The sequence below is a fragment of the Kitasatospora sp. NPDC001132 genome, assembly GCF_053598415.1.
On the sequence record NZ_JBSFKF010000014.1, the window covers coordinates 113,034 to 127,854 of the forward strand.

A 14,821-nucleotide genomic window follows, 5' to 3' on the forward strand; every position below is an offset into this window, starting at 1 on the left:
GCTAAAGCGCCGGGCGCCCTCGCGCCAAGGCGGTTATCCACAGGGGGTGTGGATGAGTGGCCCCGTCCTGTGGAGAACTGCCGCAAAGCTGTGGACACCCCTGTGGACGTCCCTGTGGATAACCGGACGATCGATCCACCGTCAACCTGTTGACCTGGGATTACCTCATTCCGGGCCTGTGCATGAGAAATTCTTCACACACCTCCGAACGGCTGTGGGCACAGAGCGGGCGAACCGCGTCGCTCAGGGTTTCGAGTAATAGGCATCTGACCCTTACATCCATTACCTGTGGATGAGTAGCCTGGTGCCCATGACCGCCTCGCCCCCGACCCCGGCCCCCTCGCGCCGCCGGCACGACCGGGAGATCCTCGCCCTGGCCGTCCCGGCCTTCGGCGCGCTCGTCGCCGAACCGCTCTTCCTGATGGCCGACTCGGCGATCGTCGGCCACCTCGGCACCCCCCAGCTGGCCGGGGTGGGCGTCGCCTCCGCCGCGCTCTCCACCGCGACCGGCGTGTTCGTCTTCCTCGCCTACGCCACCACCGCGGCGGTCGCCCGCCGGATCGGCGCCGGGGACCGCCGGGGCGCCGTGCAGCAGGGCGTCGACGGCATCTGGCTGGCGCTGGGCCTGGCCGTCCCGGTGGTCCTCCTCACCCTGCTGCTGGCCCCCTGGGCGGCCGACGCGCTGGGCGCCTCGGCGACCGCCGCGCCGCACGCGGTGACGTACCTGCGGATCAGCTCCCTGGGCATCCCCGCGATGCTCATGGTGCTCGCCGCCACCGGGGTGCTGCGCGGTCTCCAGGACACCCGCACACCGCTGGTGGTGGCGGTCGCGGGCTTCGCCGCCAACATCGGCCTGAACGCCGGCCTGGTGTACGGCGCCGGGCTCGGGGTGGCCGGCTCGGCCTGGGGCACCGTGCTCGCCCAGACCGGGATGGCCGCCGCCTACCTGGTCGTGGTGGTCCGCGGAGCCCGCCGGGAGGGGGCCTCGCTGCGGCCGGACCCGGCGGGCATCCGGGCCGGCGCCAGGGCCGGCGGCCCGCTGCTGGTCCGGACGATCAGCCTGCGCGCGGTGCTGATGACCGCCACCGCGGTGGCGGCCCGGCTCGGCGACGACCAGGTGGCCGCCCACCAGATCACCATGACGCTGTTCAACTTCCTGGCCTTCGCGCTGGACGCCATCGCGATCGCCGGCCAGGCCATCATCGGCCGCTACCTGGGCGCCTCGGACGCCCCCGGCGCCCGGGCCGCCACCCGGCGGATGGTCGAGTGGGGCATCGTCTCCGGGCTGGTCCTCGGGCTGCTGGTGGTGCTCGCCCGCCCGCTGTACGTCCCGCTGTTCACGCCCGACCCGGTCGTCCGGGCCCAGCTGGACACCGCCCTGCTGCTGCTCGCGCTCACCCAGCCGGTGGCCGGCCTGGTCTTCGTGCTGGACGGCGTGCTGATGGGGGCCGGCGACGGCCCCTACCTGGCCTGGGCCGGGCTCGCCACCCTGGCGGTGTTCGTCCCGGTGGCCCTGGCGGTGCCGGCCACCGGCACCGGACTGGCCGGGCTCTGGTGGGCGATGAACCTGTTCATGCTGCTGCGGGCCGGCTTCCTGGTCTGGCGCGCCCGCGGCGGCAAGTGGCTGGTCACCGGAGCGGTGCGCGGCTGAGGGCGGGGACCGACCGGAAAAGACCGAGGGCCGGACTCCCGGAGGAGTCCGGCCCTCGGGCCTGGGCTACGGAGCTCAGGCAGCCACGACGGCGACGTCGAGGTTGGCCACGACGTCCGAGTGCAGCTTGACCGAGACCTTGTGGGAGCCCACGGTCTTGATCGGCGAGGCGATCGCGACGGCGCGCTTGTCCACCGCCGGGCCGCCGGCGGCCTTGATGGCCTCGACGACGTCGGCCTGGGTCACCGAGCCGAACAGACGGCCGGCGTCGCCCGAGCGGACGGCCAGCTTGACCTGGACGCCCTCGAGCTGACCCTTGACCTCGTTGGCGGCCTCGAGGGTCTGGATGGCGTGGATCTTCCGGGCGCGACGGATGGCGTCGACGTCCTTCTGACCACCCTTGGTCCAGCGGATGGCGTAGCCACGCGGGACCAGGTAGTTGCGGGCGTAGCCGTCCTTGACCTCGACGACCTCGCCGGCGGAGCCGAGACCCGGCACCTCGTGCGTGAGGATGATCTTCATTACTCGGTCACCCTCTCTTAGCGCGCGGTGCTGGTGTAGGGCAGCAGCGCCATCTCACGGCTGTTCTTCACGGCCGTGGCGACGTCACGCTGGTGCTGGGTGCAGTTGCCGGTCACCCGACGGGCACGGATCTTGCCGCGGTCGGAGATGTACTTCCGCAGCAGGTTCGTGTCCTTGTAGTCAACGTAGTTGACCTTGTCCTTGCAGAAGACGCAAACCTTCTTCTTCGGCTTGCGAGCAGGCGGCTTCGCCATTGTGTGCTCCATTTGGGGTTCACGGTCCGGCGGGCGTCCGGGGACGCCGGCTGCCGGACCGCACGAAATCTGTCAGCTCTTAGAACGGGGGCTCTTCCGAGTAGCCGCTGCCACCGGACGGGGCACCCCAGCCGCCGCCCTGGTTTCCACCGGACGGGGCACTGGAGGCCCAGGGGTCGTCGGAGGGGCCGGACTGGCCGCCGCCGGAGTTTCCACCCCAGCCACCGCCGCCCTGCTGGCCGCCACCGCCGCCGCCCCAGCCGCCACCGCCCTGGCCGCCACCCTGCTGGCCGCCGAAGCCGCCACCGGGGCCGCCGGACCGGTTGGCCCGGGTGACCTTGGCGGTCGCCGAGCGCAGGCTCGGGCCGACCTCGTCGACCTCGACCTCGAAGACCGTCCGCTTCTCGCCTTCCTTGGTCTCGTAAGACCGCTGGCGCAGTCGGCCCTGCACGATGACGCGCATGCCGCGCTGCAGCGACTCGGCCACGTTCTCCGCCGGCTGCCGCCAGACGTTGCACGTGAGGAAGAGGCTCTCGCCGTCCTTCCACTCGTTCGTCTGACGGTCGAAGGTGCGGGGGGTGGACGCGATGCGGAACTTCGCGACCGCCGCACCCGACGGGGTGAAGCGCAGCTCGGGGTCGTCGACGAGATTGCCGACGAGGGTGATGACGGTCTCGCCTGCCATGGTGGTGATGACCTCTCGGGAAGATGTCCGTTCACCGCTGTTTCACGTGAAACAGCGGACGCGAGCTACCCGAGACCCGAAGGCCTCAGAGGTGGCTCAGTGGGTGTCCGGGCGCAGGACCTTGGTCCGCAGAACCGACTCGCTCAGGCCCAGCTGGCGGTCGAGCTCCTTGACGACCTCAGGCGTGGCCTTGAGGTCGATGACCGAGTAGATGCCCTCGGACTGCTTGTTGATCTCGTAAGCCAGACGGCGGCGACCCCAGGTGTCGACCTTCTCCACCTTGCCGCCGGCGTTGCGGACGACAGCGAGGAAGCTCTCGATCAGGGGGGAGACAGCGCGCTCCTCGACCGAGGGGTCGAGGATGACCATCAGCTCGTAGTGACGCATGAGTAACCCACCTCCTTTGGACTCAGCGGCCACGGTCTCTCCGTGGCAGGAGGGTTGTGCGTAGCGTCGGCACCGGAGCAGTGACGACTCCGGCCCACCGTAACGGCAGGGTCGGACAGTCGGCCCCGCTCCACCCGGAAGAGGGTGCAAAGGGGGCACAACTACACCAGTGCAGACGGCACAGCCTACCCGCACCCGGACGGCCGAACAAAACGCATAGGGGTTGTGAGAGCGACCCAAGCACCGCAATCTGGACGGAACGGGATCCCTGCCCGTTCGTCTCCACGCCAGGAGGTGGGACCCATGGCCCAGTCCGTCCACCGCATGCCCGCCCTCACGCTGAACACCGACGGCCACCCGCACCCCCGCGAGAACGCCCTGGTGGGCATCACCGCCCTGCTGGGCATGATCGCCTTCACCACCTCGTTCTTCCACAACCTGCACCTGCTGACCTCGTGGACCGGCCTGTTCGGCATCATCACGGGCCTGTGGGGCATGTTCGTCTCGGTCACCACCGCCGAGCGCTTCGTCCTGATGATCACACTCGGTGCCGCCGCCATCGGCTTCTACCTCGGCATCGCCCGCGGCGGCCTCTGGGGCTGACCCGCCCCCGGACCGCCCCCGCGCCGCCGCCCCGCGCCGGCGCCCCCGCCTGACCCCGTCCCGCCCCGTCGCCCCACTGGGACCGAGCCCACAGCGCCCGTCCGGAACCCTCGCCGCCCCCGTCGCGTATCTGCAAGAGGAGACAGGTATCCGACGGGGGCGGCGCCGTGCCCGCAGCGGCGGGCGCCCGAGCCCCGGACGATAAGGTCAGCCCAGAACCTGGGGCCACCGCAGCCCGACCGACGAGGAGCACCGAGCACATGAGCCTGCGCCTGAGGACGATCACCCGCGAGGAGCACCTCGCCTTCATCAGGAGCCGCGCCTCGGCCAGCCACATGCAGGTGCCGTCGTGGGGCGACGTGAAGGCCGAGTGGCGGTCCGAGTCGATCGGCTGGTTCGACGACGCCGACCAGCTCGTCGGCGCCGGCCTGGTCCTCTACCGCCAGCTGCCCAAGCTCAAGCGCTACCTCGCCTACCTGCCCGAGGGCCCGGTCATCGACTGGTTCGACCGCGACCTCGACCGCTGGCTCTCCCCGATGCTGGCGCACCTCAAGTCTCAGGGCGCGTTCTCGGTGAAGATGGGCCCGCCGGTGGTCATCCGCCGCTGGAACGCCCCCACCATCAAGGAGGCCATCGCCGCCAAGCAGGCCAAGCGGCTGCGCGACGTCGAGGCCGACTGGTACGAGGCCCGCGCCTTCGAGGTGGCCGACCGGCTGCGCAAGGCAGGCTGGCTCCAGGGCGAGGACGGCGGCGCCGGCTTCGGTGACGTCCAGCCCCGCTACGTCTTCCAGGTGCCCCTGGCCAACCGCTCGCTGGACGACATCCACAAGAACTTCAACCAGCTCTGGCGCCGCAACATCAAGAAGGCCGAGAAGAGCGGCGTCGAGGTGATCCAGGGCGGCTACGACGACCTGCCGATCTTCCACCAGCTCTACCTGGTCACCGCCGAGCGCGACAAGTTCACCCCCCGCCCGCTGGCCTACTTCCAGCGGATGTGGAAGGCCCTCGTGGCCGAGGACCCGAACCGCATGCGGCTCTACATCGCCTACCACGAGGGCGAGCCGCTGGCCGCCACCACGATGCTGGTGGTCGGCGAGCACGTCTGGTACTCCTACGGCGCCTCGGCCAACCACAAGCGCGAGGTCAAGCCGTCCAACGCCATCCAGTGGCGGATGATGCGCGACTCCTACGCCCTGGGCGGCGGGGTGTACGACCTGCGCGGCATCAGTGACACCCTGGACGAGAACGACCACCTGTTCGGCCTGATCCAGTTCAAGGTCGGCACCGGCGGCCAGGCGGCCGAGTACCTCGGCGAATGGGACTTCCCGCTCAACAAGCTGCTGCACAAGGCCCTCGACCTCTACATGTCCCGCCGCTGAGGAGGCTGACCCGATGACGCTGTCGCTCTACCTCGACACCGAACGCTGGCGCACCCACCAGCGTTCCGTCCTCGCCGAGTTCCCCGGCCTGGTGCCGGTCGCCAAGGGGAACGGCTACGGCCTGGGCAACCACCGGCTGGCCGAGGAGGCGACGCTGCTGGGCACCGGGGTGCTCGCCGTCGGTACCGCGTACGAGGCGGCCGACGCCGCCGAGTGGTACGGCGGCGAGCTGCTGGTGCTCACCCCGTACCGGGTCGGCGAGGAGGTGCTCCCGCTGCCGCACGCCCGGGTGATCCGGACGGTGGCATCGGTGGACGCCCTCCGCACGCTGCCCGGCGCCCGGGTGGTGGTGGAGTGCATGACGACCATGCGCCGGCACGGCGTGAGCGCGGCCGACCTGCGCGCCGTCGCCGCCGAGCTGGAGGGCGTCGGCTTCGAGGGCCTGGCGCTGCACCTGCCGATGGACCGGCCGGACGGCTCCAGTCCGGTCGAGGAGGTCGCGTACTGGGTGGACACCGCCCAGGCGGCCGGCATCCCGGTGCACACGGTGTTCGTCAGCCACCTCGGCGCCGCGGGCATGGACCAGCTCGCCCAGCGGTACCCGCAGACGGTCTTCCGGGCCCGGATCGGCACCCGGCTCTGGCTGGGCGACCACGCCGCGCTGGAGGTCCGGGCCACCGTCCTGGACGTCACCCCGCTGCAGAAGGGCGACCGCTACGGCTACCGCCAGCACCCGGCGCCCGCCGACGGCCACATCCTGGTGGTCGCCGGTGGCACCGCGCACGGCATCGGCCTGGAGGCGCCCAAGTACGTGGCGAGCATGGGGGCCCGGGCCAAGGGCATCGCCCGGGCCGGCCTGGCGACGGTCAACAAGACCAAGTCGCCGTTCCACTGGGCCGGCAAGCAGCTGTGGTTCGCCGAGCCGCCGCACATGCAGGTCTCGCTGCTGTTCCTGGACGGGGACACCAAGCCCCCGGCGATCGGCGAGGAGCTCGGCCTCCAGGTCCGCCACACCACCACGCACTTCGACCGCGTGGTGGACCGCTGAGCACCGCCCTGGGCGCTCGGCTCGCTCGCGCCAGCGCCTAGGCCTTCTCGGCCGGCTCCGGCGGTTCGGGCTCGTCGAGCCACTGCTCGGGGCCGGCCGGCGCGTACGCGGCGTAGCTCTCCTCCTCGCGCAGCCGGCGGGCGGTGCCCAGCACGGCCACGTCCGGAGCCCGGTCCAGCACCCCGCCGGAGGGGTCGTCGCTGCCGTCCCAGCGGACCGGGTCGCGGTCCGGGTGGAGGACGTCGCGGACCACCAGGGCGACCAGGTAGAGCGTGCCCAGCAGGTGCAGCCCGATCGCGAAGTGGTACCAGCCCTCGCTGATCCCGTGCTGCTTGGAGCCGGTGACCAGGCCCAGGTGGGACCAGATGCCCAGCGTGTAGAGCACCTCGCAGGCCTGCCAGATCAGGAAGTCCCGCCAGCGCGGCCGGGCCAGCACCGCGAGCGGCAGCAGCCAGAGCGCGTACTGCGGCGAGTACACCTTGTTGACCAGCACGAACAGCGCGACCACCAGGAAGGCCAGCTGGGCGAGGCGCGGCCGGCGCGGGGCCGAGAAGCCGAGCCACGCTATGGCCAGGCAGCCCAGCACCATCAGCACGCCGATGTAGACGTCGAGGTCGGCCAGCCCGGCGCCGCGGCGCTGCATCAGGATCAGCCAGAACGAGCCGTAGTCCTCGCCGCGGTGCTTGCTGAACACGTAGAAGGTCGACCAGCCCCGCCAGTTGACCAGCATGATCGGCAGGTTGACCACCAGCCAGGAGCCGACCGCGCCGCCCAGCATCACCCGGAACTCGCGCCACTTGCCGGCCCGCCAGCAGAGCACCAGCAGCGGGCCGATCAGCAGCAGCGGGTAGAGCTTGGCCGCGGTGGCCAGGCCGATGAAGACGCCGGCCCAGCCCGGCCGGGCGCCGGCCCACCAGGCCATCGCCACGGCGGCCAGGGCGACCGCGAGCAGGTCCCAGTTGACGGTGCCGTTGAGCAGCAGGACGGGGGCGAGCGCGAACAGCAGCGCGTCCCACGGGCGGCGCCGGTGGGTGCGCGAGAGCGCCACCACGGCGACCACCGCGCAGGCCATCAGCATCCCGGCGTTGATCGCCCAGAACCACTGCTCCTGGCTCTGCCGGTCCCCGCCGCCGGGCGTCAGCCAGGCCGCGACCTGCATGAACAGGCCGGTCAGCACCGGGTACTCCAGGTACTGGAGGTCCCCCGAGGAGCCCGGGATGCGGTCCACGTACGGGTGCAGCCCGGCCGCGAAGCCGCGTCCGGAGAACAGGTGTGGGATGTCGCTGTAGCAGGCGTGGATGTACTGCGGTGAGCCCGGCTGGAACCAGGCCTGCTCGTAGCAGGGCAGCTTCTGCACCATGCCGAGCACCGAGACCACGATCACCGCGAGCGCCAGGAAGCGCGCCGGGATCCACCAGGAGACGCCGAGCAGCGCCCGGCGGCCGGGGGGCCCGCCGAACACCTCGCTGCCGGCCGCCGCCACCGGGTCCTCGTCGGCCGGGACGACGACGGTGTTGGCCGCCGGCGCGGCCGTGGCGACGGCAGCCGGGAGGGGCCCTGCGGCGGCGCCGGACCCGACCGGGCCGGCGGTTTCGTCACGATCGCTCGACGTCATGCCGGACATCCTGCCGCACCGACCCCGCCGGGACGAGGAGGCCCCCGCAACGGTCCGCGCCCCGGTACGGCGGGCGGGTGTGGCAATCGTGACGAATCCGGCAGCGGTCCCGTCGGCGGCGGCGGCCCCCGACGGAAAGGCGGCGGAGGACGGCGAAGAGGCGACGGCCCCGACGGAAAACGGCGGTGGCGGCCCTCCGGGGAGGACCGCCACCGCCGTTCCGGGTTCCACCCGGCCCGGGCTACTGCCCGGCCGGGCCGCCCTGGAGGCCACCGGTGTTGCTCGGCGTCGGCTTGCCGCCGCCTCCGCCGTTGTGGCCGCCGCCGTTGCCACCGCCCGGCGTGGTGCTGTCCGTCGGCGCCGGCGGCGTCGGACAGCCCACCACCGGCAGGCAGGTGTTGCTCGGGTGCGGGTCCTTGGTCGGCTTGGTGCTCGGCTGGTCACCGGGGCAGTCCACGCCGGGCACGCAGGTCTGGGTGGGCTGCGGCTGTACCGGCGGCTGCGCCGGCGCCTGGGTCTGCGCCGGGGCCGACGGGGTGTCGGTCGCGCTCGGGCTGGTCGTCGGGCTGTTCGTGGACGGCGCGCCGGAGGAGTCCACCTCGGTGCCGACCGGCTGCGGGGTCGGGAAGTCCATCTTCTTCTCGTTGGCCAGCGCGGCCCTCATGTACCGGGTGAAGACGTCGGTCGGGATGTCACCACCGTGGATGGACTCCTTGCCGCCGGTGCCGTTCAGCGACTGCCGCTCGTGCTTGGCCGGGTCCTCGCGCCACATGGCGACGCTGGTGACCAGCTGCGGGGTGTAGCCGACCCACCAGGCCGACTTGTTCTGGTCGGTGGTACCGGTCTTGCCGGCCACCGGGCGGCCCAGGTCCTTCGTCTTCTTGCCGGTGCCGTTGGCGGCCACGTTCACCAGCACGTCGGTGACGTTGTCGGCGACGGCCGGCTCCAGCGCGACCTTGGGGTCCTTCTTGCCGAAGCCCGGGCGCTCCACGCCGCTCACCTCGACCTTGGTGACCGAGTACGGCTCGGACTCCTTGCCGCTGGCCGCCAGGGTGCCGTAGGCGGTGGCCATCCGGATCGGGCTGATGGTGGAGGTGCCGAGCGGGAAGGTCGCCGTCTTCGGGTCGGCGAGGCTCTCCTTCTTGATGCCCATCTGCACCGCGATGTCGGCCACGTTCTGGCCGCCGACGTCCTGGTTGAGCTGGACGAAGGGCACGTTGTACGAGAACTGCATGGCCTGGCGCAGCGAGACGTAGCCGCGCTTGCCGGAGTCCTCGTTCTTCTGCCGGTACGGCTTGCCGTCGTCGCCGATCACCAGCGAGCCGTCCGGCTTGCGGATCTCGGACATGTCGTCGGCCAGGTAGCGGCTGTCGGCGTTGATCCGCTTCGGCTTGCCCTTGTCGTCCTTCGCGGTGAGCACGCCGGTCTGCATCGCGGTGGCCAGCACGAAGGGCTTGAAGGTCGAGCCGACCTGGACGCCGGTGGCGTCGGCGTTGTTGTCGAAGTGGCCGTTCTCCACGCCGTCGCCGCCGTAGAGGGCGACGATCGCACCGTCGCCGGGGCGGATGCTGGCGGAGCCGAACTGGATGTTGGTGTCGTTGTCCGGCCGCTTCTGCGGGTTGAGGTTCTCCGCCTTGACGTCGTCGACGGCCTTCTTCAGGGCGTCGACCTTGTCCTTCTCGAAGGTGGTGTAGATCTTCAGGCCGCCCCGGTCGATCATCTGCTGGGTGATCGTCTTGTCGGTGGCCATCACGTACTTGTTGGCGGTGTCGACCAGGTAGCTGATCTCACCGTTCATGTTGGAGCTGGGCTTCTGCGGGATCGGGTCCGGGAACACGTTGCACTTGGCGCGCTCGTCCGGGGTGATGGCCTTGGTGTCCACCATCTGGTCCAGGATCCAGTTCCACCGGCCCTGGGCCCGTTCCTTGTTGGCCGGGTTGGTGGGGTCGTAGTACGTCGCACCCTTGAGCAGGCCGGCCAGCATGGCGCTCTGGCAGACGTTGAGGTCCTTGGCGTTGACCCCGTAGTACGCCTCGGCGGCCGCCTGGGCACCGTTCGCACCGCGGCCGAACCAGCTGGTGTTCAGGTAGCCCTTGAGGATCTCGTTCTTGTCCTTGTCCTGGTTGATCTTCAGCGTGATGAAGAACTCCCGCACCTTGCGGGTGAGGGTCTGTTCCTGGCTCAGGTAGGCGTTCTTCACGTACTGCTGGGTGATCGTCGAGGCGCCCTGGGTCTCGCCGCCCTTCGCCATGTTGTACACGGCGCGGAGCATGCCCTTGGGGTCGATGCCGCTGTCGGTCCGGAAGCTCTTGTTCTCCGCGGCGATGACGGCGTTCTGGAGGTTGGGGCTGATGTCGTTGAGCTCGACGATCTGACGGTTGGTCTGGCCCTTGCGGGTCATCTCCGTGTTGTCGGCCCAGTAGTAGATGGTGTTCTGGTTGTTCACCAGGGCGTTCAGCTCGGGGACCTGGGTGGTCTGGTACAGGTAGAACACCAGGCCCACGAAGCAGCCGAAGACCAGCAGGAAGCCGCTCAGCCACTGCTTCCAGGACGGCAGCCAGCGCCGGACGCCGGTCTTGCCGAACCGCGGGTAGTCGATGAAGCGCTTCTTGCCGGGGCCGGCGGCCGCGGCCGCGGAGGCGGAGGCCGCGGCGGGACCGCGCTTGCCGCCCCCCTTGCCCTTCTTCTGGGCAGCCTTGCGCAACTCCGCACGGGTCATCCGGGGCTGCTGTGCGGTCTCCCTGACCCCCGAGGGGCGTCGCCGGCCGACACCGTCCGAGCGCAGCTCGTCGGGCCCCTGGCCACCGCCCCGACGGCCGCCGCCTCCCGGGGGCTGCTGCCCGTCACCGCCCGGGTCGGGCGTCCTTCGCCGTCGCTCGCTCATCTTCCAGCTACTCCTCGCCAGGCGTTTCCAGCCTGAAGGCAGGGTTCACGTCCGATGCCCGCAAACCGCCCTGATCCCGGAGGTGGTCCTCGTGCACACGCGACAGCGTACGCAGCACTGAAATACAACTAATCGGACATCAGTTGCCAATGGGCACAAAACAACGACAGATCATTACACGCCCGTTGCCAACCCCACCCGCGCGTCGGCTTGTGATCACATTCACGCGTGCCCCTCTTGCCCCCGTCCGGAGGCGGGTTTACTGTTCTCGATATATCGAGCCGATACATCGAAGCGGAATACCGCCGAATGCGACGGCCGGACGGACGTCGAGCGGGAGGAGGACGGCAATGGGCAGGCGCTCAGGAGTGCTGGAGTTCGCCGTGCTCGGACTGCTCCATGACGCCCCGATGCACGGCTACGAGCTGCGCAAGCGGCTGAACATCCTGCTCGGGACGTTCCGCGCGCTCTCCTACGGGACGCTCTACCCCTGCCTGAAGAACCTGGTCGCCCAGGGATTCCTGGTAGAGGACAACCCGGACGTCGAGTACGTCCCGGCCACCGCGCTCAACGGCAAGCGGTCCAAGATCGTCTACCGGCTCTCCGCCGAGGGCAAGCAGCGCTTCGAGGAGCTGCTCGCCGACTCCGGCCCGGACGCCTGGGAGGACGAGCACTTCGGCGTGCACTTCGCCTTCTTCGGCCAGACCGACCGGGCCGTGCGGATGCGCGTCCTGGAGGGTCGCCGCAGCCGGCTGGAGGAGCGGCTGGAGCGGATGCGCAGCTCGCTGGCCCGCGCCCGCGAGCGGTTCGACGACTACACCGTCGAACTCCAGCGGCACGGACTCGAGTCGGTGGAGCGCGAGGTCCGCTGGCTCAACGAGCTGATCGAGACCGAGCGGTCCAACCGCACCGCCCGGACCGGCCCCGATGCCGCCGGCCCCCACAAGACTTCGGACGGCCGTGGCCAGGAGGGCGGGTCCCAGGACCCGTCCGGTCCACCGTACGACCGCCCGGGGCGCTCCGCCCAGGAGCGCTGACACCGCGCCAGCCCTGTGCCGCGCGGCAGGATCGGGCGCCTCGCGCCCGCACATGCAGTCATCGAAGAAGCAGGACGAGTTCCGCCGACCCCGGCGGTCCTCATGAGATCACAGGGAGCAACCGGAATGGGTTCGGTTCGCGTAGCCATCGTGGGCGTGGGCAACTGCGCCGCGTCGCTGGTGCAGGGTGTCGAGTACTACAAGGACGCCGACCCGGCCGGCAAGGTCCCCGGGCTGATGCACGTCCAGTTCGGTGACTACCACGTCGGTGACGTGGAGTTCGTCGCCGCCTTCGACGTCGACGCCAAGAAGGTCGGCTTCGACCTGGCCGACGCCATCGGCAACAGCGAGAACAACACCATCAAGATCTGCGACGTGCCGCCGACCGGCGTGACCGTCCAGCGCGGCCACACCCTCGACGGCCTGGGCAAGTACTACCTGGAGACCATCGAGGAGTCGGACGAGGCGCCGGTCGACGTCGTCCAGGTCCTCAAGGACCGCCAGGTCGACGTCCTGGTCTGCTACCTGCCCGTCGGTTCCGAGGACGCGGCCAAGTTCTACGCCCAGTGCGCCATCGACGCCAAGGTCGCCTTCGTGAACGCCCTGCCGGTGTTCATCGCGGGCACCAAGGAGTGGGCGGACAAGTTCACCGAGGCCGGCGTGCCGATCGTCGGTGACGACATCAAGTCCCAGGTCGGCGCGACCATCACGCACCGCGTGATGGCCAAGCTGTTCGAGGACCGCGGTGTCATCCTCGAGCGCACCATGCAGCTGAACGTCGGCGGCAACATGGACTTCAAGAACATGCTCGAGCGCGAGCGCCTGGAGTCCAAGAAGATCTCCAAGACCCAGGCCGTCACCTCGCAGATCCGCGACCGCGAGCTGGGCGCCAAGAACGTCCACATCGGCCCCTCGGACTACGTGGCCTGGCTGGACGACCGCAAGTGGGCCTACGTCCGCCTCGAGGGCAAGGCCTTCGGCGACGTCCCGCTGAACCTGGAGTACAAGCTGGAGGTCTGGGACTCCCCGAACTCCGCCGGTGTCATCATCGACGCCGTCCGCGCCGCGAAGATCGCCAAGGACCGCGGCATCGGCGGCCCGATCCTCTCGGCCTCCTCGTACTTCATGAAGTCCCCGCCGGTTCAGTACTTCGACGACGAGGCCAAGGAGAACGTCGAGAAGTTCATCCGCGGCGAGGTCGAGCGCTGAGCGCTCGAGCACTGAGGGGCGGTCCGAAGTCCGAGGTTTGAGATCTGAGCTGCCCCGTAGCTCGCAGGAAGGGCCCACGGTCTGGGGACCGTGGGCCCTTCACGTTCTCGCAGCCAATGTTTCACGTGAAACGGCGACCGGTTCCGTGGCACCCTGGGCAGGTGGCGATCACCGAGAACGGCAGCACCCACCGGTCCGCGCACCGGGCCACGCTCCTCGACCTGTTGAAGGGCCGCGACTTCCGGCGGCTGCTGACCGCCCGGGTGCTCTCCCAGCTCTCGGACGGCGTCTTCCAGGTCTCGCTCGCCGCGTACGTGGTCTTCTCCCCCGAGAAGCAGTCGTCCCCCGCCGACATCGCCTCGGTGCTGGCCGTGATGCTGCTGCCGTTCTCGGTGATCGGCCCGTTCGCCGGCGTGCTGCTGGACCGCTGGCGCCGCCGCCAGGTGCTCTACTTCGGCAACCTGGCCCGCTTCGGGCTGGGCCTGGGCACCGGCGCGCTGCTGCTGGCCGAGGCGCCGACCTGGCTGTTCTTCGCCTCGGCCCTGCTGGTCACCGCGCTCAACCGGTTCATCCTGGCCGGCTTGTCCGCCGCCCTGCCCCGGGTGGTGGAGCAGGACCAGCTGGTCACCGCCAACGCCCTCTCCCCCACCCTCGGGACGGTCGCGGCCGCCTCGGGCGGAGGCATCGGCTTCCTGCTGCACCAGCTGATGGCCCCCGGGCCGAAGGCCGACGCCGCACTGGTCTCGGTGGCCGCGCTGCTCTACCTGTCGGCCGCGCTGGCCGCCCGGCGGATGGACCGCGACCTGCTCGGCCCGGACCGGCACGAGGACCGCCCCGGGCTCGGCCAGGCGCTGGTCCGGGCAGCCGTCGAACTCGGCGCCGCGGTGCGCCACCTGGTCCGGGACTGCCGGCCCGCCGTGCACGCGCTGGCCGCCGTCACCGCGGCCCGGTTCTGCTACGGCGTGCTGATCGTGGTCGTGGTGATGCTCGCCCGCTACACCTTCAACGACCCGACCGACAGCGCGGCCGGGCTGGTCACCCTCGGCCAGGCGGTCGGTCTGTCCGCCGCCGGGTTCTTCGTCGCCGCTCTGGTCAGCCCCTGGTGCACCCGCCGGCTGGGCCTGGCCGGGTGGATGACGGCCTGTCTGGTCGCCCCGGTGCTCTTCGTCCCGGCGCTGGGCCTGAGCTTCACGCTGGTGCCCTGTCTGATCGCCGCCCTGCTGCTCGGGGTGGTCACCCAGGGCACCAAGATCTGCGCCGACACGGTGGTGCAGGAGTCGGTCGAGGACGAGTACCGCGGCCGGGTCTTCGCCATCTACGACGTGCTGTTCAACGTCGCCTTCGTGGCCGCCGCCCTGGTCACGGCGCTGGTGCTGCCGCTGTCCGGCCGCTCGGTCGGGGTGGTGATCGGGGTCGCCGGGGTATACGCACTGACGGCGGTGCTCTACCTGCGCTCCGCCCGCCGGCGCCCGCTCCCCCACTGACCAGGCCCTCCCGGGAGCCCTCGGGGGTTCGCGGCCGAAGGTGCCCCACCGACTCGCTAAGGT

General features: G+C 70.6%; 13 protein-coding genes. 7 read left to right on the forward strand and 6 right to left on the reverse strand.

Going from position 1 to position 14,821, the window contains the following annotated elements:
• Positions 1-310 precede the first annotated feature (310 nt).
• Entirely contained in the window at positions 311-1,651 is a 1,341-nt protein-coding gene (locus ACWDBE_RS20580; protein WP_449787871.1) for an MATE family efflux transporter, read from the forward strand.
• A 75-nt stretch (positions 1,652-1,726) separates the two neighbouring features.
• On the opposite strand, the gene rplI is transcribed toward ACWDBE_RS20580, so the two are convergent.
• From rplI to rpsF, 4 genes are all read right to left on the reverse strand, one after another.
• Positions 1,727-2,173 (reverse strand): 50S ribosomal protein L9, encoded by a 447-nt coding sequence (gene rplI / locus ACWDBE_RS20585; protein ID WP_359822975.1) that lies wholly within the window; start codon positions 2,171-2,173, stop codon positions 1,727-1,729.
• A gap of 17 nt (positions 2,174-2,190) precedes the next feature.
• Positions 2,191-2,427 carry a 30S ribosomal protein S18 gene (rpsR, locus tag ACWDBE_RS20590; RefSeq protein WP_030059640.1) on the reverse strand — a complete coding sequence of 79 codons (237 nt, stop codon included), beginning with the start codon at positions 2,425-2,427 and terminating at the stop codon, positions 2,191-2,193.
• A 79-nt stretch (positions 2,428-2,506) separates the two neighbouring features.
• On the reverse strand, positions 2,507-3,112 hold the full coding sequence (locus tag ACWDBE_RS20595; RefSeq protein WP_449787872.1) for a single-stranded DNA-binding protein: 606 nt from the start codon (positions 3,110-3,112) through the stop codon (positions 2,507-2,509).
• 96 nt (positions 3,113-3,208) lie between these two features.
• On the reverse strand, positions 3,209-3,499 hold the full coding sequence (gene rpsF / locus ACWDBE_RS20600; RefSeq protein WP_188298654.1) for a 30S ribosomal protein S6: 291 nt from the start codon (positions 3,497-3,499) through the stop codon (positions 3,209-3,211).
• 303 nt (positions 3,500-3,802) lie between these two features.
• On the opposite strand from rpsF, the gene ACWDBE_RS20605 reads away from it, so the two are divergent.
• From ACWDBE_RS20605 to ACWDBE_RS20615, 3 genes are all read left to right on the forward strand, one after another.
• Positions 3,803-4,102 carry a hypothetical protein gene (locus ACWDBE_RS20605; protein WP_449808714.1) on the forward strand — a complete coding sequence of 100 codons (300 nt, stop codon included), beginning with the start codon at positions 3,803-3,805 and terminating at the stop codon, positions 4,100-4,102.
• A 260-nt stretch (positions 4,103-4,362) separates the two neighbouring features.
• Positions 4,363-5,481 (forward strand): lipid II:glycine glycyltransferase FemX, encoded by a 1,119-nt coding sequence (locus ACWDBE_RS20610; protein ID WP_392868645.1) that lies wholly within the window; start codon positions 4,363-4,365, stop codon positions 5,479-5,481.
• A gap of 13 nt (positions 5,482-5,494) precedes the next feature.
• Positions 5,495-6,529, forward strand: coding sequence for an alanine racemase (locus ACWDBE_RS20615; RefSeq protein ID WP_449808715.1), 1,035 nt, complete (start codon positions 5,495-5,497; stop codon positions 6,527-6,529).
• Between the two features lie 37 nt (positions 6,530-6,566).
• On the opposite strand, the gene ACWDBE_RS20620 is transcribed toward ACWDBE_RS20615, so the two are convergent.
• Both ACWDBE_RS20620 and ACWDBE_RS20625 read right to left on the reverse strand, forming a co-directional pair.
• The gene (locus ACWDBE_RS20620; RefSeq protein ID WP_449808716.1) at positions 6,567-8,144 is read right to left on the reverse strand and encodes a glycosyltransferase family 87 protein; all 1,578 of its coding nucleotides are present in this window, start codon (positions 8,142-8,144) and stop codon (positions 6,567-6,569) included.
• 241 nt (positions 8,145-8,385) lie between these two features.
• Positions 8,386-10,863 carry a transglycosylase domain-containing protein gene (locus ACWDBE_RS20625; protein WP_449808717.1) on the reverse strand — a complete coding sequence of 826 codons (2,478 nt, stop codon included), beginning with the start codon at positions 10,861-10,863 and terminating at the stop codon, positions 8,386-8,388.
• A 515-nt stretch (positions 10,864-11,378) separates the two neighbouring features.
• On the opposite strand from ACWDBE_RS20625, the gene ACWDBE_RS20630 reads away from it, so the two are divergent.
• The 3 genes from ACWDBE_RS20630 to ACWDBE_RS20640 all read left to right on the forward strand — a co-directional run bounded on the left by ACWDBE_RS20630 (position 11,379) and on the right by ACWDBE_RS20640 (position 14,758).
• Entirely contained in the window at positions 11,379-12,065 is a 687-nt protein-coding gene (locus ACWDBE_RS20630) for a PadR family transcriptional regulator (protein WP_449787876.1), read from the forward strand.
• A 126-nt stretch (positions 12,066-12,191) separates the two neighbouring features.
• Positions 12,192-13,274 (forward strand): inositol-3-phosphate synthase, encoded by a 1,083-nt coding sequence (locus ACWDBE_RS20635; RefSeq protein ID WP_449787877.1) that lies wholly within the window; start codon positions 12,192-12,194, stop codon positions 13,272-13,274.
• Between the two features lie 161 nt (positions 13,275-13,435).
• A complete protein-coding gene (locus ACWDBE_RS20640) occupies positions 13,436-14,758 on the forward strand; it encodes an MFS transporter (protein ID WP_449787878.1) in 1,323 nt (440 codons plus the stop codon).
• Positions 14,759-14,821 lie beyond the last annotated feature (63 nt).